The organism is Pseudomonas sp. HY7a-MNA-CIBAN-0227 (genome assembly GCF_040310325.1).
GTDB lineage: Bacteria > Pseudomonadota > Gammaproteobacteria > Pseudomonadales > Pseudomonadaceae > Aquipseudomonas.
The window spans coordinates 529,839-552,515 of record NZ_JBEOPT010000002.1; the positions used below are offsets into that span (position 1 = coordinate 529,839).

At 60.5% G+C, this 22,677-nt stretch carries 23 protein-coding genes; 10 read left to right on the plus strand and 13 right to left on the minus strand.

The window, feature by feature from the left end; all coding sequences use genetic code 11:
- The first annotated feature begins 16 nt into the window (after positions 1 to 16).
- On the plus strand, positions 17 to 337 hold the full coding sequence (locus AAEZ06_RS05730) for a transcriptional regulator (RefSeq protein ID WP_350613368.1): 321 nt from the start codon (positions 17 to 19) through the stop codon (positions 335 to 337).
- A gap of 87 nt (positions 338 to 424) precedes the next feature.
- Positions 425 to 1,315, plus strand: a complete 891-nt coding sequence (locus AAEZ06_RS05735) for a pseudouridine synthase (protein WP_350613443.1) — start codon at positions 425 to 427, stop codon at positions 1,313 to 1,315.
- Between the two features lie 63 nt (positions 1,316 to 1,378).
- Here the strand turns inward: AAEZ06_RS05735 and AAEZ06_RS05740 are convergent, their stop codons facing one another.
- Positions 1,379 to 1,600, minus strand: coding sequence for a YgdI/YgdR family lipoprotein (locus tag AAEZ06_RS05740; protein WP_133098826.1), 222 nt, complete (start codon positions 1,598 to 1,600; stop codon positions 1,379 to 1,381).
- Between the two features lie 86 nt (positions 1,601 to 1,686).
- Positions 1,687 to 2,283 carry a molybdenum cofactor guanylyltransferase MobA gene (mobA, locus tag AAEZ06_RS05745; RefSeq protein ID WP_350613370.1) on the minus strand — a complete coding sequence of 199 codons (597 nt, stop codon included), beginning with the start codon at positions 2,281 to 2,283 and terminating at the stop codon, positions 1,687 to 1,689.
- Positions 2,284 to 2,359: 76 nt separating this feature from the next.
- Here mobA and moaB point away from each other — a divergent pair, with 76 nt between their 5' ends.
- The 3 genes from moaB to yegS all read left to right on the plus strand — a co-directional run bounded on the left by moaB (position 2,360) and on the right by yegS (position 5,100).
- The gene (gene moaB / locus AAEZ06_RS05750; RefSeq protein WP_350613372.1) at positions 2,360 to 2,899 is read left to right on the plus strand and encodes a molybdenum cofactor biosynthesis protein B; all 540 of its coding nucleotides are present in this window, start codon (positions 2,360 to 2,362) and stop codon (positions 2,897 to 2,899) included.
- The gene (locus tag AAEZ06_RS05755) at positions 2,883 to 4,109 is read left to right on the plus strand and encodes a molybdopterin molybdotransferase MoeA (protein ID WP_350613374.1); all 1,227 of its coding nucleotides are present in this window, start codon (positions 2,883 to 2,885) and stop codon (positions 4,107 to 4,109) included. Before moaB ends, AAEZ06_RS05755 begins: the two co-directional genes overlap by 17 nt.
- An 88-nt stretch (positions 4,110 to 4,197) precedes the next feature.
- A complete protein-coding gene (gene yegS / locus AAEZ06_RS05760; protein ID WP_502948021.1) occupies positions 4,198 to 5,100 on the plus strand; it encodes a lipid kinase YegS in 903 nt (300 codons plus the stop codon).
- Here yegS and AAEZ06_RS05765 read toward each other — a convergent pair.
- The 3 genes from AAEZ06_RS05765 to AAEZ06_RS05775 all read right to left on the minus strand — a co-directional run bounded on the left by AAEZ06_RS05765 (position 5,084) and on the right by AAEZ06_RS05775 (position 7,540).
- Complete coding sequence (locus tag AAEZ06_RS05765; protein WP_149414144.1) at positions 5,084 to 5,743, minus strand: response regulator transcription factor; 660 nt, start codon at positions 5,741 to 5,743, stop codon at positions 5,084 to 5,086. The genes yegS and AAEZ06_RS05765 overlap by 17 nt on opposite strands.
- The gene (locus AAEZ06_RS05770; RefSeq protein ID WP_149414172.1) at positions 5,740 to 6,633 is read right to left on the minus strand and encodes a sensor histidine kinase; all 894 of its coding nucleotides are present in this window, start codon (positions 6,631 to 6,633) and stop codon (positions 5,740 to 5,742) included. The genes AAEZ06_RS05765 and AAEZ06_RS05770 overlap by 4 nt, the downstream gene beginning before the upstream one ends.
- A 460-nt stretch (positions 6,634 to 7,093) precedes the next feature.
- Positions 7,094 to 7,540: a hypothetical protein gene (locus AAEZ06_RS05775; protein ID WP_350613446.1), complete on the minus strand. Its 447-nt coding sequence runs from the start codon at positions 7,538 to 7,540 to the stop codon at positions 7,094 to 7,096.
- Positions 7,541 to 8,093: 553 nt separating this feature from the next.
- Between AAEZ06_RS05775 and AAEZ06_RS05780 the strand changes: the two genes are divergently transcribed.
- Together AAEZ06_RS05780 and AAEZ06_RS05785 are read left to right on the plus strand one after the other, a co-directional pair.
- Positions 8,094 to 9,029: a chemotaxis protein CheV gene (locus AAEZ06_RS05780; RefSeq protein ID WP_149414143.1), complete on the plus strand. Its 936-nt coding sequence runs from the start codon at positions 8,094 to 8,096 to the stop codon at positions 9,027 to 9,029.
- A gap of 62 nt (positions 9,030 to 9,091) precedes the next feature.
- A complete protein-coding gene (locus AAEZ06_RS05785; protein ID WP_149414142.1) occupies positions 9,092 to 9,898 on the plus strand; it encodes an MOSC domain-containing protein in 807 nt (268 codons plus the stop codon).
- Between the two features lie 68 nt (positions 9,899 to 9,966).
- On the opposite strand, the gene ppnP is transcribed toward AAEZ06_RS05785, so the two are convergent.
- From ppnP to AAEZ06_RS05825, 8 genes are all read right to left on the minus strand, one after another.
- The gene (ppnP, locus tag AAEZ06_RS05790) at positions 9,967 to 10,251 is read right to left on the minus strand and encodes a pyrimidine/purine nucleoside phosphorylase (protein ID WP_133098818.1); all 285 of its coding nucleotides are present in this window, start codon (positions 10,249 to 10,251) and stop codon (positions 9,967 to 9,969) included.
- A 47-nt stretch (positions 10,252 to 10,298) separates the two neighbouring features.
- Positions 10,299 to 10,841 carry a 3'-5' exonuclease gene (locus tag AAEZ06_RS05795; protein ID WP_149414140.1) on the minus strand — a complete coding sequence of 181 codons (543 nt, stop codon included), beginning with the start codon at positions 10,839 to 10,841 and terminating at the stop codon, positions 10,299 to 10,301.
- Positions 10,842 to 10,912: 71 nt separating this feature from the next.
- Positions 10,913 to 12,868: an acetyl/propionyl/methylcrotonyl-CoA carboxylase subunit alpha gene (locus AAEZ06_RS05800; protein ID WP_149414139.1), complete on the minus strand. Its 1,956-nt coding sequence runs from the start codon at positions 12,866 to 12,868 to the stop codon at positions 10,913 to 10,915.
- 633 nt (positions 12,869 to 13,501) lie between these two features.
- Entirely contained in the window at positions 13,502 to 14,290 is a 789-nt protein-coding gene (locus AAEZ06_RS05805) for an enoyl-CoA hydratase/isomerase family protein (RefSeq protein WP_218575102.1), read from the minus strand.
- Positions 14,290 to 15,447: a citronellyl-CoA dehydrogenase gene (atuD, locus tag AAEZ06_RS05810; protein WP_350613378.1), complete on the minus strand. Its 1,158-nt coding sequence runs from the start codon at positions 15,445 to 15,447 to the stop codon at positions 14,290 to 14,292. The genes AAEZ06_RS05805 and atuD overlap by 1 nt, the downstream gene beginning before the upstream one ends.
- 50 nt (positions 15,448 to 15,497) lie before the next feature.
- Entirely contained in the window at positions 15,498 to 17,114 is a 1,617-nt protein-coding gene (gene atuC, locus AAEZ06_RS05815) for a geranyl-CoA carboxylase subunit beta (RefSeq protein ID WP_149415268.1), read from the minus strand.
- A 3-nt stretch (positions 17,115 to 17,117) separates the two neighbouring features.
- On the minus strand, positions 17,118 to 18,005 hold the full coding sequence (locus tag AAEZ06_RS05820) for an SDR family oxidoreductase (protein ID WP_149415267.1): 888 nt from the start codon (positions 18,003 to 18,005) through the stop codon (positions 17,118 to 17,120).
- 12 nt (positions 18,006 to 18,017) lie between these two features.
- Positions 18,018 to 19,802, minus strand: a complete 1,785-nt coding sequence (locus AAEZ06_RS05825) for an acyclic terpene utilization AtuA family protein (RefSeq protein ID WP_350613381.1) — start codon at positions 19,800 to 19,802, stop codon at positions 18,018 to 18,020.
- A 154-nt stretch (positions 19,803 to 19,956) separates the two neighbouring features.
- Between AAEZ06_RS05825 and AAEZ06_RS05830 the strand changes: the two genes are divergently transcribed.
- From AAEZ06_RS05830 to AAEZ06_RS05840, 3 genes are all read left to right on the plus strand, one after another.
- The gene (locus AAEZ06_RS05830; RefSeq protein WP_149415265.1) at positions 19,957 to 20,580 is read left to right on the plus strand and encodes a TetR/AcrR family transcriptional regulator; all 624 of its coding nucleotides are present in this window, start codon (positions 19,957 to 19,959) and stop codon (positions 20,578 to 20,580) included.
- A gap of 99 nt (positions 20,581 to 20,679) precedes the next feature.
- Positions 20,680 to 21,477, plus strand: a complete 798-nt coding sequence (locus tag AAEZ06_RS05835; protein ID WP_350613384.1) for a substrate-binding periplasmic protein — start codon at positions 20,680 to 20,682, stop codon at positions 21,475 to 21,477.
- An 81-nt stretch (positions 21,478 to 21,558) separates the two neighbouring features.
- On the plus strand, positions 21,559 to 22,572 hold the full coding sequence (locus AAEZ06_RS05840) for a GNAT family N-acetyltransferase (RefSeq protein WP_350613386.1): 1,014 nt from the start codon (positions 21,559 to 21,561) through the stop codon (positions 22,570 to 22,572).
- Positions 22,573 to 22,677 lie beyond the last annotated feature (105 nt).

A 22,677-nucleotide genomic window follows, 5' to 3' on the forward strand; every position in this document is an offset into this window, starting at 1 on the left:
GTGAGAGGGAAAGCCCGTGGTGAATGTCGAACAACTGAAAAGCAGCGTCAATCGCATGTCCGCAGAGGTTGTGCGCGATGCGGTGAATGAGCTGCGCCTCGATGGGCTAGTCACGGAAGGCAAGACGCCGTTTAACAAAGTGCATTTCAATACCTGCTTTGCGGAAATCGAGGCACTTTTCCAGCGTGCCGGTTATCACAAGCAGTTGGATGTGGTCGGGTACCAGGGCTTGCTGTATGCGCTTTACGATCCGGGCCGCTGGGAGGCGGTGGATGTATTGCGCTGGCTCAAGGAGTTTACCGAGGCCGCCAGTACGTCGCCGGTATTGCGAGCGTAATTGGCCAAGGCTTGAGATCTTTCCTGGGCCTGATCTGGTTGAATGCAGGATAATGCCCGCCTGTATTTTCAGGCCTTGAGCGCACGCATGTCCGATTCCGGTTTTTCCGCTTCCCAGAACCAAGCCAGCACCTTGTACCTGCCTCCTGGCCCTTGGGCGACGGTTCTGGATTGCTTGTGCGATCATTTTCGAGCCATCAGCCGTGAGCAATGGCTGGATCGCATCGCTCGTGGCCGGGTGCTTGATGGCAGCGGCACGCCGATTCCCCTGGGCCTTTCGTACAAGGAAGGCCTGCGCATCCATTACTTTCGCGAGGTGCCGGACGAAAAACCGATCCCGGTGCAGGAGACGATCCTGTATGCCGACGAGCATTTGGTTGTGGCTGACAAGCCGCACTTCCTGCCTGTCACGCCCGCTGGTGAGTATGTTGAGCAAACGCTGTTGCGGCGTCTGATTCGCCGTTTGGACAACCCTTCGCTGGTGCCGCTGCACCGCATTGATCGCCACACGGCCGGGTTGGTGCTGTTTTCCGCCAACCCGCAAAGCCGCTCGGCGTATCAACAGTTGTTTCCCACCCGCCAGATCGAAAAATTCTACGAAGCCATTGCGCCAGCTTTGCCTGGGGTGACATTCCCGCTGGTACACAAGAGCCGGCTAGTGGGCGGCGAACCGTTCTTCCGCATGCAGGAAGGTCCCGGCGTGAGCAACACCGAAACAGCGGTCGAGGTGCGGGAAAAGAACGGTGACCTGTGGCGCTATGGGCTGTTTCCGGTGACAGGCAAGAAGCATCAGTTGCGGGTCCATATGACGGCGCTGGGAGCCAGTATCTGCAACGATCCGTTTTACCCCCAGGTTATCAAGGACGCCGAGGATGACTACGCCAACCCGCTCAAACTACTGGCCCAAGGGGTGCGGTTCATTGATCCGGTGAGCGGGGTGGAGCGCCGCTTCAACAGTGAAATTACCCTTACGTGGTAACTCCAGGCGCCAGACACGACAAAGCCCGCATTAAGCGGGCTTTGTCGTTTCGAGCGTTAAGACTTACAGGTCTTTAACGGTGCGAACCTGATCCTTGTTGATCCGGGTGCGCTTGCCATCAAGCTGCTGGAACTCGTAGAACCCCGAGTCCTGGTCGAATTTAGGGGTATCGACAGCCTGGATTTCGCGCCCGTCATTCAGGGTGATCACTGTTGGCGAGGCGCAACCGGCAAGGGTAGCGAGGCCTAGTGCAAGCATGAGAGCGGCGATGGTCCGTTGAGTCATGAGTCTGTCTCCGAGAGAATGCTTTTTTGAGTACTGACCTTGTGACGTATAGAACGTACGCAAAGTTCCTTGTTCAAGGCCCATTCTTACACGCCGGGCGGGGTGTGCAGCAACTGCGGCGTATTGAAGTTGGCCAGGCGCGGATCATTTTCCGGGCAAATCAGAGCCTGGGCTCCCAGTCGCAGCAGGATCTGCCGCGGGCTGCGCTCACCGGCCTGCCAGGCGCTTTCGATGTCTGCGCGCAGGTGTGTCGGTATGACGCAGAGCAAGGGTTCCCAGTAATCACCGTGGCGCAGCATCAGCGGAACCTGGGGATTTTGCTGCGCCTTCTCACGCATGTCGCTCAACAGTCCCGCGTCAATTTGCGGCACATCGCAGGGCAATACCAGCAAGTGCTCATGGCGAGCGGCGGCCAGTCCGACGCGAATGCCGGCCAACGGGCCAGGGAAGTCCGGGCTGTCGTCGCTTACCAACTGGTCTGCGTAGGGCGCGTACTGCGGCTGATTTCGGTTGCAGGAGATGATCAGGTCATCGGTCAGCGGGCGCACTAGTCGATGCAGGTGGGCAATCAACCGCTCCCCGCGCCAGTCGAGCAAGCCCTTGTCCAGGCCGCCCATGCGCTGGCCGCGCCCGCCGGCCAGCAGCAGGATCGAGCAAGGCAAGGGCGAAGATTTGAATGGCATGACGGCTCCGCTGCGGCAGTGAAATAGGGGGCTGTGATATAACATCGGACTGTTCCTTCGACAACCGGACCGAGCCATGAAAGCCAAGGCTGATGCGCCTTTAGTACCCCTGAACATCGCTGTTTTGACTGTCAGCGACACCCGCACCCTGCAAACCGATACCTCTGGCCAAGTCTTCGTCGACCGCCTGATTGCGGCTGGCCATCGTCTGGCCGAGCGGGTACTGCTCAAAGATGACTTGTACAAAATCCGTGCGCAAGTGGCCCATTGGATAGCCGAGGACGTGGTGCAAGTGGTGCTGATCACCGGCGGTACCGGCTTCACCGGCCGTGACAGCACACCGGAAGCCGTCAGTTGCCTGCTGGACAAGCAAGTGGATGGTTTCGGCGAGCTGTTCCGGCAAATATCCGTGGCCGATATTGGCACCTCCACCGTGCAATCGCGCGCCCTGGCTGGCCTGGCCAATGGCACTTTGGTGTGCTGCCTGCCGGGTTCCACCAACGCCGTACGCACTGGTTGGGATGGGATTCTCGCCGAGCAGTTGGACTCTCGTCACGGTCCGTGCAATTTCGTCCCGCACCTGAAACAGGCCGAGCCTTGTGAATCTCGTGGATAAGCCAGGCAAGACGGGTGCTTTGATGCCGGTAGAGGATGCCCTCGGGCGCCTGTTGACCATGGCCGAGGCCACCCCTATCCGCGAGCGGGAAAGTTTACCGCTGGCCAAGTGCGACGGGCGCGTCCTGGCCCAGGCGCTGATTTCCACCCTTGACCTGCCGCCGTGGCCCAACAGCGCCATGGACGGCTACGCCCTGCGCCTGTCGGATTGGAGCGGCGAGCCCCTGGTAGTGAGCCAGCGTATTTTCGCCGGCCAGGTGCCGGAGCCGCTGGCGGCAGGCACCTGCGCGCGGATCTTCACGGGTGCCCCGGTGCCTGGAGGTGCGGATTGCGTGGAGATGCAGGAAAACGCCGAGGTCCACGTCGACCAGCGGGTGAGCTTTACCGAAGCCTTGCGCGCCGGGCAGAACATCCGCCCCCAAGGCCAGGAAACCACCGTTGGCGAACAGGTCTTGTCCGCTGGCACACGCATGGGGCCGATTGAATTGGGGCTGGCGGCTTCCCTGGGTTGTGCTCGGCTGGATGTGATACGGCGCGCTCGCGTCGCCGTGCTTTCCACCGGCGACGAATTGATTGAGCCCGGCCTGCCGCTGGGGCCGGGGCAGATTTACAACAGCAACCGTCGGGTGCTGTGTAGCTGGCTGGAGCGCCTCGGGTGCGAGGTGGTGGATGCCGGTATCTTGCCCGATGACCTGGAACAGACCCGCACTCGTCTGGGGGGGCTGGGGTCGGTCGACCTGATCCTGTCCACGGGCGGGGTTTCGGTGGGTGAAGCAGATTTTCTCGGTATCGCCTTGCGCGAAGAGGGCGAGTTGGCCCTGTGGAAGCTGGCGATCAAACCTGGCAAGCCGCTGACGTTTGGTCATTTTCGCGGCGTGCCGGTGATCGGTTTGCCGGGTAACCCGGCTTCCACGCTGGTGACCTTCGCCTTGCTGGCTCGGCCCTATCTGTTGCGTCGCCAGGGTGTAGAAGATGTGCAGCCACTGCGTTTCGAGGTGCCAGTGGGGTTTGTCTGGCCCAAGCCGGGTAATCGTCGCGAGTACTTGCGCGGGCGCCTGGAGCACGGGCGAGCGATCATCTACCAGAACCAGAGTTCCGGTGTGCTGCGTAGTGCCGCCTGGGCCGAGGGGTTGGTAGAGGTGTTGGAAGGTACGACGCTGGCAGAGGGCGATCGAGTCAACTTTATCCCTTTGAGCGAGCTGTTGGTCTGATGAATTAATTCATCAGGCCAATGGCTTTTTCCCCGTTGTTCAAGGTCCACATCCCTCATGACCCTTTGAACTGTAGGAGCCTCAACCCATGAGCAAGCCCAAGGCACTGTTGGTTCTGCACGGCAAGCAAGCCCTCAACGAGCAGGTGCGGGCGGCGGTGCAAGGTAAGCGCGAACAAGGCTGGGACCTGGCCGTGCGCGTGACCTGGGAGGGCGGGGATGCCCAGCGCCTGGTCGGCGAAGCGCTGGACGCTGGCTACACCCGGCTGATCGCCGGCGGCGGCGATGGCACATTGCGCGATGTCGCCCAAGCCATGGCCCAGGCCAAGACTGACGCCAGCCTGGTGCTGATGCCCCTGGGCACCGCCAATGATTTCGCCCGTGCCGCCGGCGTACCGCTGGAGCCCGATCAGGCCCTGAACCTGCTGGATGTCCCGGCCGTTGCCATCGACCTGGGCGAGGTCGGCGGGCAGGTTTTCCTGAACATGGCCACCGGCGGTTTTGGCAGCCAGGTCACCGCCAATACCTCCGAAGACCTGAAAAAGGTACTGGGTGGTGCGGCCTACCTGTTTACCGGCTTGTCGCGGTTCAGCGAATTGCACGCTGCCTACGGCGAGTTACAGGGCCCGGATTTCCATTGGCGGGGTGAGTTACTGGCCCTGGGTATCGGCAACGGTAGACAGGCCGGCGGTGGGCATGTGTTGTGCCCGCAAGCCATGGTCGATGATGGTTTGCTGGACATCAGTATCCTGCCGGCACCCCAGGAGGTAGTCGGTACCCTGCGCAATTTGATGACCGACGGCTGGGGCCTGGACAACCTATTTATCCGCGCGCGCCTGCCGTGGGTGGAAATCAAGGTCGCCGAAGGGTTGGATATCAACCTGGACGGCGAACCGCTCAAGGGCGACGACCTGCGTTTCGCGGCATTGCCACGGGCATTGCGGGTGCACCTGCCGAAGGACTCGCCGGTGGTGTCTAGTCGTCCAGACTGATGATCTGTTCACGCACGGCAAATAGCACCAGGCCCGCCACATCGAAAATCTGCAAGCGCTTCATAATTTGCGAGCGGTGAGCCTCCACGGTCTTGATGCTCAAGCCCAGGCCATTGGCGATCTCTCGGGTGGACTTGCCGCGCACGATCAGCCGCAGGATTTCCAGCTGGCGCGCGGTCAGATTGTGGCGGTGAGCCGGGGTAGAGGCCTGGGCATGGTTGCGGATCAGCGCCTGGTTGATCACCGTGTGGGCGATGGCAGGGCTCAGGTAGCGTTCGTTGTTGCGCAGGGCCAGCAGCGCATGCTCAAGCTCATTGGCGGTGGTGTCCTTGAGCAGGTAGCCGTGGGCGCCTGCCTCCAGGGCGCACATGATCAACTCCGGATCGGTGTGCATCGACAGGATCAGCACTTTGCTCTTGGGATAGGCGCGCTTGAGTTGCTGCAGGGCATCCAGCCCGCTGGTGTGCTTCATCGACAGGTCCAGCAGGACGATATCGGGCTGCAGGGCGTCGAATTTCTCCAGCACTTGCGCACCATCATTGGCCTCGCCGATCACCGCGTAGCCGGGAATATCCAGCACCAGCGCGCGCACGCCGGCCCTGATCAACGCGTGGTCATCCACCAGGAGTAAGTTGCAGGTCACTCTAGAACCTTATGGGGGCTGGCCCGTTCGAGGGCGCGTGGCGCCCAGGGGAAAAGCGCTTCGATCCGGGTTCCTTTGCCTGGCTGGCTATTGACGGACAATGTGCCTCCCAGTTGATCAATCCGCTCAGACATGCCGGCCATACCCCGTTGTCCTTCCTGGCCAGGGTTGATGGCGGGCGAAAACCCCAGGCCGTCATCGCTGATAAACAGCGAAAGGCCTTGGGGCAGGCGTTGCAGGCGCACCAGCAGATTGCATGCCTGGGCGTGGCGCAGCATGTTGGTGACCGCTTCTTGGGTAATACGAAAGGCCGCGACGGCCATCTCTTCCGCAATGCCGGTCAACTGCTGCTGGCATTCCAGGCTCCAGCTCACCTTGGTATTTTCCAGGGTCTTGAGCAGGTGCGCCCGCAGGCTGGCCTCCAGGCCAAGACTGGCCAGTTGCCGGGGGTTGAGAATGGCGGAGACGTCCCGCACCTTGGTCAGGGTTTCGTTCAATGTGTTGCACAGCACCGCGCATTGGCCTTGCAACTCTTGCGGCAGGCGGCGCTTGAGCCATTCGCTTTGCAGCTTGGCGGCGGTCAATAATTGGCCGATATCGTCATGCAGCTCTCGGCTCAAGCGATGGCGTTCGTTTTTCTGGACTTGTAGCAGGCGGTCGGCCAGTTCCTGGGGCTGGAATTTTATCGACTTGCGCGAGCGCCAGCGTTGCAGGCCGGCGGCGACCAGGGTCGCCAGGTTGAGTATCAACAGCGCTATGGGCAACGGCTCGGAGTGGGCATAGACCCACAGGCTGACCAGCGTCGCGCAAGCGCAGAGGCCGAGTGTCATCCAGTGTGCATTGCTTCGGGACACGGACCTTGCGATGAGTGACTTGAGGCTGGCGTACATAGCGGATGGAGCCAATGGATGTTCGCTGCGGGGAGACCGGTCAAGGCGGCTGACTGGGCTCTGTTTGGAAAGCGCTACCGGGTCATGATCCCGATTCAACACCGGGTCGACAGGGTGTTGGCTTTGACGTTGGTTCGAGGTGCCTTTCAGGTTCTTGTGCATCATGAAGTTCAGCCACTTCGAGCGCGGCATAGTACCACTAACAATTACAGTTGGTCGCCTGGAGCGGTTATCGACGACGGCCGCGAATCCAGGGGCAAACTGGGTGTTAGTCCTATTAGTCCCAGAGGGAAAAAATTGTCTTATTAAAGCTATTTTGTATCGCTATTAGCGTTGCTGGCCTATTGATAGTTATTTCAATGAACACACGCCCGCGTGCTAGTTGTCTTTGTCATTTTTGGACCGGGCGGTAGTTGGACGCGACATCCGTTGGCAGGCGCGAATGAAAGGCGAAGAACACTCAGAATGCGTGCGGCAGGTGCTGTCGGGATTTATAGCCAAAGTCTTTTTGCGGGATCTGTTGGGTCGCCGTCGCAATCAGCGTGGTTTGTTCGCTTTCATCCAGGCTGAGCTTGCCGGTCTTGGCATCAACCAATTCCAGTTGCCAGGCCATCAGTGTCAGGCAGTCGTGCAGTGCCGAAAGTGCTTTGTCATGCAGTTGCATCGGGCTCTGGGCGTTACTGATCAGATCCTGGATATGACGGGAAAAATCGCTGATAGCCCCTAGCGTCATGGCGTCGGCCTTCTCAGCGAGCTTGATCAGGCTGTTTTTCATACAGTCGATGGCGTCGTTGTCGTTACGGATCAAATGCAGGTGGCTCAAGCATTCTTCAGACTTGGCCAGCAGCATTTCAGCCTCAAGAAGGAACTCGGGAAGTGCATTTTGCCACTCTTTACCGTCGTTCATCATGCAAGTCTCCACAACATACGGCCAGACGATGAGAAATCGTACCGAGGGAATGGCGTCAAGCTACCGCTGAAATATGACCAAAGTCTGTAGTTCGTTTCTAATTTTGCCGTAGTGCTTTTATCTAAATGATGGCCGTGGTGGCCAGTGTCCCTGTTTGTGGCGATATTCAGGGTCATTCGCTCAACTTCGGTTGCCAAGACATAAGTGCCTGGCAGGTCCGTGAGACGTGGGCTTGCGATAGCAAACAAAAGCCTGACTCCATTCATGCAATGAGAATGGCGTCACATTAATGGCTATTGGATATCGCGAATATCAGGTTGGACCTGATTGCAGCTAGGGGAATCCCTTATATGACGGAACTTCGCGGCGATTTGAGGGTCGCGCGACGTTGTTTGACTGCCCAGAGGAAAGGCAGGATCAGTAAAGCATGATGTCAGTGTGACATCAATGCGTTTGCGTGGCATTTTATCGGGGGTCAAGGTCCGGCGTTTACCGCCGATAACTTCATTCAGTAAGCAGAAAATCCTTCAGCGCAACCTAGGAGTCTTTAATGGCCGGCATTCTCGACACGGTAGATCAACGCACGCAATTGGTGGGTGAGAATCGCCTGGAGATCCTTATGTTTCGCCTGGCCGGGCGGCAGTTGTTCGCGATCAACGTGTTCAAGGTGCAGGAAGTGCTCCAGTTGCCCAAGCTGACCTTGATGCCCCAGCGCCATCCCTTTGTCTGCGGCGTCGTCAACCTGCGCGGCCAGACCCTGCCGGTGATTGACCTGTCCCAAGCCATCGGCATGCGCCCCCTGGTGCCGGGCCCCAACAGCACCATCATCGTCACCGAGTACAACCGTTCGGTACAGGCGTTCCTGGTGGGCGGTGTGGACCGCATCGTCAACATGAACTGGGAAGCCATCCTGCCACCACCGGCCAGCGCTGGGCGCGAGCATTACCTGACCGCTATCAGCAAGGTCGATGACCAGTTGGTGGAAATCATCGACGTCGAAAAAGTCCTGGCGGAGATCGTGCCTTACAACGCCAAGGTCTCCCGGGAGAAGCTGCAGGACCCGGTTCTGGAGCGGGCCCGCGGCCGCGAAGTGCTGCTGGTGGACGATTCCAACGTGGCCCTGTCGCAACTGCGTGACACCTTGGGGCAGTTGGGAGTGAAGATGCACATCGCCAGCGACGGCCTCAAGGCCCTGAAAATGCTCAAGGGCTGGGCGGACAGCGGCCAGGTGATGACCGACAAGCTGCTGATGATCTTCACCGACGCCGAAATGCCCGAGATGGACGGCTACCGCCTGACCACCGAGATTCGCAACGACCCGCGCCTGCGCAGTCTGTATGTGGTGTTGCACACCTCTTTGTCCGGCAGCTTCAACGATTCAATGGTGAAGAAGGTCGGCTGCGACAACTTCCTCTCCAAATTCCAGCCGGACAAACTGGTGGACGTGGTTCGCCAGCGCCTGATGCTCGATGAAGTGCCAGCCTGACCTTTGATTCCCGGGCCACCCTCGTATAGGGTGACGTTTTTGCCCATCAGGAAAGTAGGCTCATGCTGCGTCTCAGCGCGTTGTATCGGTACCCATTAAAGTCCGGCAAGGGTGAAACCTTGCCCCATATCAGCCTGGATAAACTCGGGCTGGAAGGGGATCGACGCTGGATGCTGGTGGATGAAGCCAGCGGGCGCTTCCTGACCCAGCGGGCTGTCGCGCAGATGAGCCAGTTATCGGCCTTGTGGAACGGGCAGGGCGGGCTGACCTTGAGCGCGGCGGGTTCCCCTACTCTGGAAGTAGCGCTGCCTGGCGCTGACGCGCAACTGCGCGGCGTCACTATCTGGCGCGACACGCTGCGTGTGCCGGATGCTGGCGCCGAGGCGGCCGCGTGGGTCAGTGACTTTATCGGCAAACCCACGCGCCTGGTTCAGGTGCCGCTGGAACGTGCGCGGACCACGGCAGCCGGTTATGGCAAGGATGATGACCAGGTGGCGTTCGCCGATGGCTTCCCGCTGTTGCTGATCGGCCAGGCATCCCTGGACGACCTGTCGCAACGGATCGGCCGGCCGATGGAGATGCTGCGTTTTCGCCCCAACCTGGTGATTGAAGGCAGCGAGCCCTTCGCCGAAGACGGCTGGAAGCGGGTGCGTATTGGCGATGTGGAGTTTCGCGTGGTCAAGTCCTGCTCGCGCTGCATCCTTACCACCATCGACCCTCAGACCGGTGAGCGCAGTGCCGACCGCGAACCTTTGGCCACGCTCAAGACTTACCGCGAGCAGGAGGGCGACATCATGTTCGGCCAGAACCTGGTCAACGACGGCGCTGGTCGCCTGGAAGTCGGCATGCCGGTGACGATTCTGGAGTAACAGGCGCCGGAATGAAAAATGCCCGTCTCTCACGAGACGGGCATTTTTTTGAACGTTGGCTTTGTGTTTTAACCGCGGTATTCACACAGGTAAGCGGTGTCCACTTCGACTTTAAGCTGGAACTTGCTGTTGGCCGGTATATGGAACTGGCTGCCGGCGGCGAAAGTTTCCCAGTTGCTGCTGTCCGGCAGCTTGACGCTCAGCGCGCCCGACACCACGTGCATGATTTCCCGCTGGGCGGTGCCGAATTCGTATTCGCCCGGAGCCATGACGCCTATGGTTGCCGGACCTTCTGCGGTGCCGAAAGCGATCGACTTGACGGTTCCGTCGAAGTACTCGTTGACTTTAAACATGGGCGAATCCTCGAAAAAGGGTCAAGAAAGGTCGGCCAGTATGCCTTCTACACGGGCAAAATCAACGGCAGCAGGCGCGCCGTATTGCGCGCATCTTCCAGTGCCCGGTGTTGTTGGCCATTGAACTGCATGCCCGCCAGTTGCAACGCGCCGTTGAGCCCCAGCGGCTTGTCCAGGCGTCGGGCCTTGGCGAAGTGCTGCTTGAGGTTCACATGGGGCGTGTGCTCCAAGGCACTGCTCAGACCCTGCTGTTGCCAGGCCAGTTGCAGTTGCTGGCGATCATAGTCGCCCCAGCTGGCCCAACCTTCCAGGCGCGCCTGATGCTGGCCCAGCCAGCGTTCGAACAGCGGCCAGACCTCGCTCAAGGGCGCGGCGCCGTCGATATTGGCCTGGCTGATGTGGGTCAGCTTGCGGCAGAACGGCGTCAATAAAGGCCGACGTTGCGGGCGCACGAAACGCTGGAAGTGATCCAGTTCGCGGCCCTGGCGGTTGACCAGGCTCACGCCGATTTCGATGATTTCCATCTCCGTCACGGGCCAGCCGCCTTCATCCGTTGTGGCTTCAAGATCAATAATCAGCCAATGAGGCATCGCAGATTCCCGTACTCTTCCCGTCCTGATGGGGATAGAGCGTAGCCAAGCCTGGTAGTTCCGCCCAGCGGTTACTCGATCTCCAGTAAAACCTGGCGATTGCGCACCTGATCGCCGGCCGATACCTGAATTCGTTTGATCACACCGTCGATGCCAGCCTTGAGCGGGTGTTCCATTTTCATTGCTTCGAGCACCAGCAACAGTTGGCCTTTGCTCACCCAATCACCTTCGTGTACCTGCACCTCGACGATGGCGCCATCCATCGGCGCCTTCACCGTGCCGCTGCTTGCCGGGGCTTCACGGCTGGCAACGGTTTGGGTGCGGTTGCTTACACACAGGCTGCCAGTTGCGCCAGACAACCACAGTTGCGTGCCGTCCAGATGGTAGGCGATGCGCCGGCGGATGCCATTGAGCGACACAGTGGCCCATCGTCCGTCGCTGCTCAGGTCGCGTATTTCGATGGCCTGCTGATCGACTTCTACCTGCAGCAAATTGTCCGCCAGTACGCTGAGGCTAACCGGCCGGACTTCATCCTGTACGGCCAGGCGGTAGGCCCAGGGCACGCTTGCGTTGTTGCGCCAACTCGATAGCTCGTTGCGATGGGCGCTGGCGCTGTGCTGATACAACAGCGCGGCAGCCAGGCCCAGTTCCTCACCGGTTGCCGTGGGCGGTGTCAGGCTGGGGTCATGGCTGAAATGTTCGGGGATAAAACCGGTACTGAAGTCACCGGCTACAAACTGTGGGTGCTTGAGCAGGTTGGCCAACAGCCGCTGATTGCTGGCAACCCCTAGCAGTACGCAATCTTCCACCGCGCGCAGCAGCTTGCGCCGCGCTTCTTCGCGGGTGGCGCCGTGGGCAATGATCTTGCCCAGCATTGGGTCGTAGAACGGGCTGATCTGCTGGCCCTCACGCAAGCCATGATCAATCCGCACACCGGCTGCCGGTTCCCAACGCAGCACATCGCCGGTCTGCGGTAGAAAGTCCTGGGCCGGGTCTTCGGCATACAGGCGCACTTCCATGGCATGGCCGGTCAGAGTGACTTGGTCCTGGCGCAAGGGCAGGGGCTGGCCAGCGGCGATTTTTAATTGCCAATCCACCAGGTCCAGGCCGGTGATCAGTTCGGTCACCGGGTGCTCCACTTGCAGGCGGGTGTTCATTTCCAGGAAGTAAAACTGCCCGCTTTTGTCCAGCAGGAACTCGACGGTGCCGGCGCCGACATAATTCACCGCGCGCCCTGCCTTGAGCGCCGCTTCGCCCATGGCCTGGCGCAACTTGACGGTCATGACCGGGCAGGGCGCTTCTTCGATGACTTTCTGGTGACGGCGCTGGATCGAACAATCACGCTCGCCCAGATAGATCAGGTTGCCCGAGGTATCGCCGAACAACTGGACCTCGACATGGCGCGGCTCGATCAACGCCTGTTCCAGAATCAGCTCGGCGCTGCCAAAGGCATTTAGGGCTTCGGAACGTGCGGTGCGCAGTTGCTCCAACAAGTGGTCGGCGCTGTGCACCAGGCGCATGCCGCGTCCGCCACCGCCGGCGCTGGCCTTGATCATCAGCGGGTAGCCGATGCGATCTGCCTCGCGTTGCAGTGTGAGGTCATCCTGCTCGGCCCCTTGGTAACCGGCGATGCACGGTACACCGGCGGCCAGCATGGCGATTTTCGACAGGCGCTTGCTGCCCATCAGTTCGATGGCTTCGGCGCTGGGGCCGATGAAGATCAGGCCGGCATTCAGGCAGGCGCTGGCGAACTCGGGGTTTTCCGAGAGGAAGCCGTAGCCGGGGTGGATCGCGTCGGCGCCTGTGCGGTGTGCAGCGTCGAGGATGGCGGGGATGTTCAGGTAGGAGTGTTGCACCGGGGGCGGGCCGATATTGACGGCTTCGTCGGCCATCTGGACGTGCAGGGCGTTGGCGTCGGCGTCGCTGTAGATCGCGACGGTGCGGTAGCCCAGGGATTGGGCGGTGCGCTGGATGCGGCAGGCGATTTCGCCGCGGTTGGCGATGAGAATTTTGGTGAATTTTGGCATGAGGGGGCCCCTGATTTATTGAGTACATATCCGTTGTTGCGGTAACGGCGGCTTAGGGTTACGCCCTTACGGCGTGTCACTTTTGAAAAGAGCCCAAAAGTAACCAAAAAGCTCTTGCCCCACCACTTGGTGCCTCGCTGTGGCTCGGCATGCCTTCTCTGCGGCATTGCTCCGTGGGCCGCCGCGATGGGCCATCCCTGGCCCAGCGCGGCTAAACCGGCGTCCTGCCGGTTTACCCACGGATCAATGCCTGCGTTCAGCCATCGTGGTTAACGGGGCGCCTTAGATCAAAAGCAAAAGCACGGCGGCCTGGTAGCCGACCTGAGTGGTGAGAAGCAAGAGCGGATTCACTGCCACCTGTAGGAGCGAGGGGGACGCCTAGTTCTTGCTCGCGATGGTCGTTAACGATGACACGGGCTTCCTGGATGAGCGCGGTGCCCTCAGGTTCTTCGCGAGCAAGAACTAGGCGTCCCCCTCGCTCCTACAGAAAAGCAGATGAGGGCACGCCGAGCCTAGGCGAGGCGCTAATGAGATGGTTACTTTCGTCTGGGCCGGCATTCCGGCTTTTCGAAAGTGACACCCCGTAAGGGCGTAACCCTAAGCCGCCGTTACCGCAGCAACGGATATGTACACTCATCTATTCCACCGAGGCTTGCGCTTTTGCACAAAGGCCTGAGTCCCCTCAATCCCTTCCTCACCCGTCACCGCCTCGGCAAACCACTCCGCCGCCTGGTCCAGCAACGCCTCCATCGGCTGCTCCAAACTGGCTAGCAGCAGAGCCTTGGTCCGCGCATTAGCCCCTGGCGCACACCGCAATACCTGCCCCAACACCTCGTCCAGCCGCTCAGCCAACGCCTGGGCATCGTGTTCAACAAAATGCACCAACCCCAGTCGCTCAGCCTCAACCCCATCAAACCGCGCAGCCGTCAAAGCCAAGCGCCGTGCCTGAGTCAACCCAATGCGCTTGACCACAAACGGCGCAATCTGCGCGGGCAGCAGGCCGAGGCTGGTTTCCGGCAAGCCGAACTGCGCCTGGTGATCGGCAATGGCGATGTCACTGACACAGGCCAAACCAAACCCACCCCCCAGCACCGCGCCTTGCAACACTACGATCACCACCTGTGGCAACCCTTCGACTTCCTGCAACAGCGTACCGAATGCGCGGTTCAGATCCCGCAAAGCACTGCGCGAGCCTGCGCCGATCATGTCCTTCACGTCACCACCAGCCGAGAAATGCCCATCAGCGCCACTGATGACCAGCGCCCGCACCTGGCTGTTACTGGCCACGGCTGCCAATACTGCGCGCAGTTCGCCGACCATCTGCAAACTCATGGCATTGCGGCTTTGCGGGCGATTAAGGGTAACGTGCAGCACGCCGTTGTGAGGTTCCAGCAACAGCGTTTCGCAAGCGGGCAGGCTGATCATGGTTTTTTCCCCGGCAGCGTACCCATCAGCTTGCAGATGATCCCCAGCATGATTTCATCGGCGCCGCCGCCGATCGACACCAGCCGCACATCGCGATAGGCACGGGCCACGGGGTTGTCCCACATAAAGCCCATGCCGCCCCAATATTGCAGGCAGCTGTCGCTGACTTCCCGGCCCAGGCGCCCGGCCTTGAGCTTGGCCATGGAGGCCAGGCGCGTCACGTCCTGGCCTTTGATGTATTGCTCGGTGGCCTGGTAGACCAGCGCCCGCAGGCATTCGATTTCGGTGGCAAGCTCCGCCAGGCGAAAGTGAATTACCTGGTTGTCGATCAGCGCCTTGCCGAAGGTCTTGCGCTCCTTGCAGTACTCGATGGTGCTGTCGATGCAGTACTCCAGGCCCTTGATCATATTGGCGGCGCCGAACAGCCTTTCTTCCTGGAACTGCAGCATCTGCATCATGAAGCCCGCACCTTCATGGCCGATGCGGTTGCGCTGGGGCACGCGCACGTCATCGAAAAACACCTGGGCGGTTTGCGAACTGTGCATGCCGAGCTTTTCCAGGTCCGGGCTGACACTGACGCCCGCAGTGTTCATGGGCACCATGATCAGCGACTTGTTGATGTGCGGCTTGTCGTCGGAGGTGTTGGCCAACAGGCAGATAAAATCAGCGCTCGGCGAGTTAGTGATCCACATCTTGCTGCCGTTGATCACGTAGTCGTCGCCGTCCTTGCGGGCATGGGTTTTCAGCCCGGCGACGTCGGAACCGGCGCCGGTTTCCGAAACGCCGATACAGCCCACTTGTTCGCCGCTGATGGCCGGGCGCAGGAACTCGTCGCGTAACTCATCGGAGCCGAAGCGGGCCAGGGCCGGGGTGCACATGTCAGTCTGCACGCCGATGGACATGGGGATGCCACCGCAGCGAATGGTGCCGAACGCTTCGGCGGCGACAATCGAGTAGCTGTAGTCCAGACCCATGCCGCCGAATTTTTCCGGTTTGGAAATACCCAATAGGCCGAGGTCGCCGGCCTTGCGGAAAATCTCGTGGATCGGGAAGCGTCCGGCCTTTTCCCATTCATCGACGTGAGGGTTGATCTCGCGCTCGACAAAACTATGGACGGTGCGACGCAGTTCTTCGTGTTCCTGGGTGAAGATCATTTTTATTGTGCTCCCTGTCGTGACGCAAAGCGCCACGGGCGAAATAATGATTAAAACCGCGCCACACCAAAGCTGTTGGGCTGCAACTGCCGCACCTGGGCTTCATGGCAAATATCCAACAGAAGCCCAAGCAAGGTGCGGGTATCCCGTGGATCAATCAGCCCGTCGTCCCACAGGTTGGCACTGCCATAAAGCGCCGTGGACTGGCTGTCGAGTTTCTGTGCGGTGACCTGTTCGAGCATGTCGAGCACCTTGGGGTCGGGCACCAGGCCGTCCTTGAGTTGTTTGGCCTCGGTGACAATGCGCAGCACCTTGCCCGCCTGGGCGCCGCCCATCACCGCGGTGCGGCTATTGGGCCAGGCGAAGATAAAGCGCGGGTCCAGGCCACGGCCGCACATCGCGTAGTTGCCGGCGCCATAGGAGCCGCCGACGACGATGGTCAGTTTCGGGACTTGAGCATTGGCTACCGCCTGGATCATCTTCGCGCCGTGCTTGATCACGCCTTGTTGCTCCGATTCAGTGCCAACCATAAAACCGGTGGTGTTGTGGAAGAACAGTAGCGGCGTCTGGCTCTGGTCACACAGCTGGATAAACTGCGCCGCCTTGCTCGCGCCCTTGGGGGTGATCGGGCCGTTGTTGCCGATAAAACCGCAGGCGCGGCCCTGGATCTGCAAGTGGCCGCACACCGTGTGGGGATCGAACTCACCCTTGAATTCGAGGAAGTTGGAAGCGTCCGCCACCCGCGCAATGATTTCGCGAACGTCGTAGGGTTTTTTCGGATCATCGGGGATCAGGCCCAACAGTTCCTCCACCGGATACAACGGCTCGGCATAGGGCCGCGCCGGCGTGACGGGTAGCCGATCATCCCAGGGCAACAGGCTGACAATCTCCCGAACGATGCGCACACCGTCGGCGTCGTTTTCGGCCAGGTATTCGGCGGTGCCGGCGATTTGTGCGTGCATCTGGGCGCCGCCCAACTCTTCATCGGTGGCCACCTCGCCGGTAGCTGCCTTGAGCAACGGTGGGCCGGCGAGAAACAGCTTGGCCTTGCCACGCACCACTACTACGTAATCCGAAAGCCCCGGCTGATAAGCGCCACCTGCCGTAGCCGAGCCGTGAACCACGGTAATTTGCGGCAGGCCCATGGCCGACATCCGCGCCTGGTTGGCGAAACTGCGGGCGCCCTCGACGAAGATCTCTGCCGCGTAATTGAGGTTGGCGCCGCCGCTTTCCGCCAGGGTCACTATCGGCAACTTGTTCTCCATGGCGATCTGCTGCAGGCGCAGGGATTTTTTCAGGCCGCTGGGGGAAATGGTTCCACCCTTGATCGCGCTGTTGTTGGCCACCACCAGCATGCGTACGCCTGAGACAAAACCAATCCCGGCAATCAGCCCGCCTCCGGCCTGGCTGCCGTCCTTGTCATCGTGCAGTTTGTAGCCGGCAAGGCTAGCCAGTTCGAGAAATGGCGCACCCGGATCGAGCAACAGGTTAAGGCGCTCACGGGGCAGCAGTTGCCCGCGCTTGTCGAATTTTGGCTTGGCCTCCAGGGCCTTGCTCAGCAGGTTTTGCTCCAGTTGGCGCAGGTGGTGGAGGGTCGTGAGCATGACTTCGCGGTTCTGGGCAAACGGCGGGCTGTGGACGTCGAGTTGCGAGTCGATCACCGGCATGGCTTATTTCTCCTCCTTGAGCACATCTGGCAGATACGCCCGGTGAAATCCGTTAAAGGGTGCGCTCGAAGGGTGCGCCTTGTGCAGCGGCCAGGCACGGCTGCCCAGGCTGGCGGCGCCGTCGATGCGCAAGGTGCTGCCGCTGATGAAGGCGGCGGCGGGGCTGAGCAGAAACACTATCGCCGCACTGACTTCCGACTCGGTGCCGATGCGTTTGAGGGGCACGTGTTCGCGTAAGGTCGGGATCACGGCCTTGAACGCGCCTTCGTAAGTGTCCATGCCGCTTGAGGCAATCCAGCCTGGTGCCACGGCGTTGACCCGCACCCCGGCGTAACCCCATTCGAAGGCGGCGGTCTTGGTGAAATTGTCCATGCCTGAACGCGCCGCACCGGAGTGGCCCATGCCCGGCATACCGCCCCACATGTCGGCGAGCATGTTGACGATGGCGCCGCCTTTTGTTCCCAAGGAAGGCTTGCTCATGGATTGGTTGAACACTTCCCGCGCCATCAGGAACCCGCCGACGAGGTTGGTGCGCAACACGGTTTCAAAGCCTTTCTGATTGATCGATGCCAGGGGCGAGGGGTATTGGCCGCCAGCGTTATTCACCAGGCCGTGGATCGCGCCGTGCTCCTGGATCAGTTGGCTGACCAAGGCTTTGACGGCTTCCTCATCGCGAATATCGCAGGCCTGCCAACTGGCGCGGCCGCCATCTTCGGTAATTTCCGCCGCGACCTTTTGCAGCTTCTCGGGCTTGCGACCCACGAGGATCACATGGGCGCCGAGGGCCGCCAGCTCATGGGCGGTGCAACGGCCAATGCCGCTGCCGCCGCCGGTGACGATAATGGTCTGCCCCTGGAACAGATCGGCTTTGAAGATCGAGTCGAAGGCCACGGCGTGCGTCCTCTAGTTAAGTTGATCAGCGATGTGTTGCGGCACCGCAATGGGTATCTCCAGCAGTTGCTGGGCGAAGGCCTTACCTTGGGGATCGATGCGCAGGCTGGCAATCCCGCCGCCGCCCAGGGCGTTCTCCAGGAGGAAGTTGAGGCTGTGGCTGCCGGGCAAATACCAGCGCTCCACGCGGCCGTGAATCGGATCGAGTACGTGGCTCATCCAGTCGACGATGACCGCAGGCGTCAGCGCCTCGGCGATCCACGGCAGGTATTCGGGCTGGCGGGCGATCACGCCGATGTTGCTGTGGTTGCCCTTGTCGCCGGAACGGGCCACGGCCAGTTTCACCAAAGGCACGCTGGCGTCGGCGCAGCCCTGGGGTTTGGGTGGGTCGAGAGGGACGGGCAGGGCTTGGGTGTTCAGCGGTGCGCTTTTCGGGAGGTCGCAAGAGTGACGTTCGCCGAGAAAGTCGATCGAAAGCGTACAGGCGGATTTGTCGATCAAGAACGAGAACAGCCGAATTAACGGATACACCGTTGGCCGGCCGCCGACGATGCCGGTCAATCCCGGTGCCATGCCGGTGGCTGCCTGGGCGATCTCCCGGGCGAACAGCACCAGGGCTTGTTTGCCTGGGTGACGGACCGCCAGCTTCACCACCACTTCCCGGCAGTCCTGGCGTTGGCCGTGGGCGCCGTAGGTGGCTTCGCTGCCCAGCAGCTCAATACTGACGTCGGTATAAGGAGCCCAGCCGCGCTGGCTGAACAACTGCGAGGTCTTGTTGATGATCGCCTGGCTGACCCGTTCGGCCTTGGCCACCGCATCGATGCCGGCGATCAGGCAACTGGCGGTGCAGCGAAAACCGTCCGGGTAGGTGGCGCTGACCTTGTACTGGTCGGTGGGCGGCATGCCTTTGGCGCCGTGCAGCCGCACGCAGTTTTTGCCTTGCTGTTGGAGTTTTACCTGGCTGAAATCGCAGATCACGTCGGGCAACAGATAGGCGCGTGGGTCGCCGATCTCGTAGAGCAATTGTTCGCTGACGCTAAGCTCGCTGATCAGCCCGCCCGAGCCTTGGACTTTATTGACGGTGAACTGGCCATCGGCGCTGACTTCGACGATGGGGAAGCCGATGTGCTCGTAATCCGGCACATCACGCCAATCGGTGAAATTACCGCCGGTACACTGGGCACCGCATTCGATGATATGCCCGGCCAGCGCGGCCTGGGCCAGGTGATCGTAATCCTGCCAGGACCAGTTGAACTCATGCACCAGCGCCGCGCTGACCACGGCGCTATCGACCACGCGGCCGGTGATGACAATATCGGCGCCCAGCTTTAACGCCTCGACGATGCCTGGTGCGCCGAGGTAGGCATTGGTGGAGACGCACATCGCCGGCAATGGCGCGCCGCTGAACATGTCGCTGATGCCGCGCAGGTGTTTGAAGGTGGGTTGCAGGTCATCGCCCAGCAGCACGGCGATCTTCAACGGGATCTGCGCCTGATCGCAGGCGGCCTGCAACGCGGCGGCGCAGGCCTGGGGATTGATACCACCGGCGTTGCTGATCACGCGGATGCCCTGGCGCTGGATATCCGCCAACAAGGGTGTAAGGACTTCAACAAAGTCTGTGGCGTAGCCGGCCTGGGGATCTTTCATCCGTGCCCCGGCGAGGATCGACATGGTGACTTCCGCCAGGTAGTCGAACACCAGATAGTCCAGCGCGCCGCCGTGCACCAGTTGCGCGGCAGCGGTGCAGGTGTCGCCCCAGAAGGCACTGGCGCAGCCGATACGAACGGTCTTGTTCATGAGAAGTCCTTCTCTGAAATCGCTGGGCCGAGACTACCAAGCAAGCGCTTGGTTTGTAAACTCTGCTCACAACTTTCGCCCAAGCGCTTGCTTGGGTGGCTGTCACGGCCTAAATTGCCGGCCATGACGCCATAAAGTAGTTGAGGAGAGCAGCATGGATGAGCAAAAAGCCCTGCGGGTAATGCGCACCATGGTCGACGGCGGGCAATTGACCGACCCCGACAGTGCCAGGGGCAAGTTGCTGCAAACGGCGGCTCACCTGTTTCGCAACAAGGGTTTTGAGCGCACCACGGTGCGTGACCTGGCCAGCGCGGTGGGTATTCAGTCCGGCAGTATCTTTCATCACTTCAAGAGCAAGGATGAAATCCTGCGGGCGGTAATGGAAGAAACCATCCACTACAACACGGCCATGATGCGCGCGTCCCTGGCCGAGGCCCGCGATGTTCGCGAGCGAGTGCTGGCGCTGATTCGCTGCGAACTGCAGTCGATCATGGGCGGCAGTGGCGAGGCGATGGCGGTGCTGGTGTACGAGTGGCGTTCGCTGTCAGCCGAAGGACAGGCCCAGGTGCTGGCGTTGCGCGATGTCTACGAAGACATCTGGTTGCAGGTGCTGGGCGAGGCCAAGCAGGCGGGCTATATCAAGGGCGATGTGTTTATCACCCGGCGTTTTCTCACGGGTGCCTTGTCCTGGACCAATACGTGGTTCCGTGCCCAGGGCAGCATGACCCTGGAGCAACTGGCAGACGAAGCGCTGCTGTTGGTGCTCAAGGCTGACTAGAAAAGTTACGCAAGCTATTAATTGTTGGGTACAAAGTTGTCTCTCCAGAAAAAAACGCCTAGTTTAGCGCGATCAAAGTTTTGAACGGTGCGTGCCTTGATGTTTTCGCCATTGCGGCTGGCTGCGGGACTTACACTATTGGCGCTTGGCACACTGTGGCTGATGCCTGCTTCGGCCGCCCAACTGGTGAGGATCGGTGCCGTGCATTTTCCGCCTTACACCGTGCACCCGGAGCAGGGCGCCGACACCGGCTTGCTGCCGCAACTGGTGGAAGCCTTGAACCGTGCGCAAACCGACTATCAGTTTGTGTTGGTGCCCACTTCGATTCCCCGGCGTTTTCGTGACTTGCAGCAAGGCCGGATCGACATGGCGATCTTCGAGAACCCGCAATGGGGCTGGCAGAACATCGCCCACACCACTGTCGACATGGGCCTGGAAGACGCGGAAATATTCGTCGCCCAGCGTGAACCCGGTCGTGACCAGTCGTACTTCACCGACTTGAACGACAAGCGCCTTGCGGTGTTCAGCGGTTATCACTACGCCTTTGCCAACTTCAACGCTGACCCCAAATACATGGCCGAGAAGTTCAACGCCACGCTGACCTATTCCCACGACAGCAACCTGCTGATGGTCACCCGTGGCCGCGCCGACATCGCCTTGGTGACCCGTTCCTACCTCAGCGATTTTTTAGTGCGCAATGCTGATACGGCTGGGCAGTTCCTGGTGTCCGAGCGGACTGATCAGGTGTATCACCACTACGCGTTGTTGCGGCCCAAGGCGCCTATCAGTGGCGCGGAGTTTTCCGAGTTGCTCAAGGGCTTGCGGGACAGCGGCGAGCTGCTGAAAATCTTCGAACCTTACCGGATCGACGTCCTGTCCGTGCCTGCTACGCCATGACCTGCGCAAGATAGGCTTAAATTTTTCCTGCCGGCTCACGTCACTTCGTCTAACTGTCGACGATTACCGTGAGCCCTCTCCATGTCCAATCTCAATGACTTGTCTGTCCTGCCGCTACCGACAGGGCCCGCCCTGAATGCAGATGAAACCGATAGCCGGCTGATCCTGACCCTGGAAGGCCAGCCGCTGATCCGTCTGCGACTGGAGCGGGGCGATGCGCTGCATCTTCACCTGCAAATACCGAGTGAGGTGCCTTCGGTACGTGCCTTGTGGGCAGCGTGTTACTGGCTGTTTGCCAAGGAACCGTTGCGTCAGCGCCTGACCTGGCACCTTGAGCACGCACCCGACGACGCCTTGTGCAGCGGTTTGCTGGTGGCCACTGAGGCGGCAGGCCAATTCCACTGCGAGCGCACCCTGTTCTGGCAATTGCCGCAACCCTGGCTGGGCCAGCCCTTCAGTGGCGGCTATGCGCAGCAAATGATCATCAGTGCCGGCAAGCGTCATCCCGCCCGTGCGCCCAAGCCTCGCGGTGAAGTCTATCGACGTTTCGATACGTGCCTGGGCGCCTGGGTGTCATTGCGTACGGTGGAGATCGACGTTGACCTGACCCGCTTCAATCGCTGGCAGAACAGCACGCGAGTGGCGAATTTCTGGGAGGAAAGCGGCAGCCTGGAGCAGCACCGAGAGTACCTGGCCAAGCTTGATGCCGACCCTCATACCCTGACGCTGATGGGCTGTTTCGACGATGAGCCGTTTGCCTATTTCGAGGCCTATTGGGCCAAGGAAGATCGCATTGCGCCGTTCTATGACGTTGCCGATTACGATCGGGGCATTCATATGCTGGTTGGAGAGGAGCATCACCGTGGGCCGCACAAGGTTGCCAGTTGGTTGTCGGCGCTGGTGCATTACCTGTTTCTTGATGACCCACGCACCCAGCGGGTGGTGGCCGAGCCTCGCGCCGATAACGCGAAGATGATCAGCCATATGCAGAACCAGTGTTTCCACTGCGAGAAGGAATTCGACTTTCCCCACAAGCGCGCGGTGCTGATGATTCTGGGGCGTGAGCGGTTTTTTGATCGATGCGGGTTGGTTTGAGGCGGGGGCTTGCCGTGTACATATCCGTTGCTGCGGTAACGGCTACTTAGGGTTACGCCCTTACGGCGTGTCACTTTCGAAAAGCCGGAATGCCGGCCCAGACGA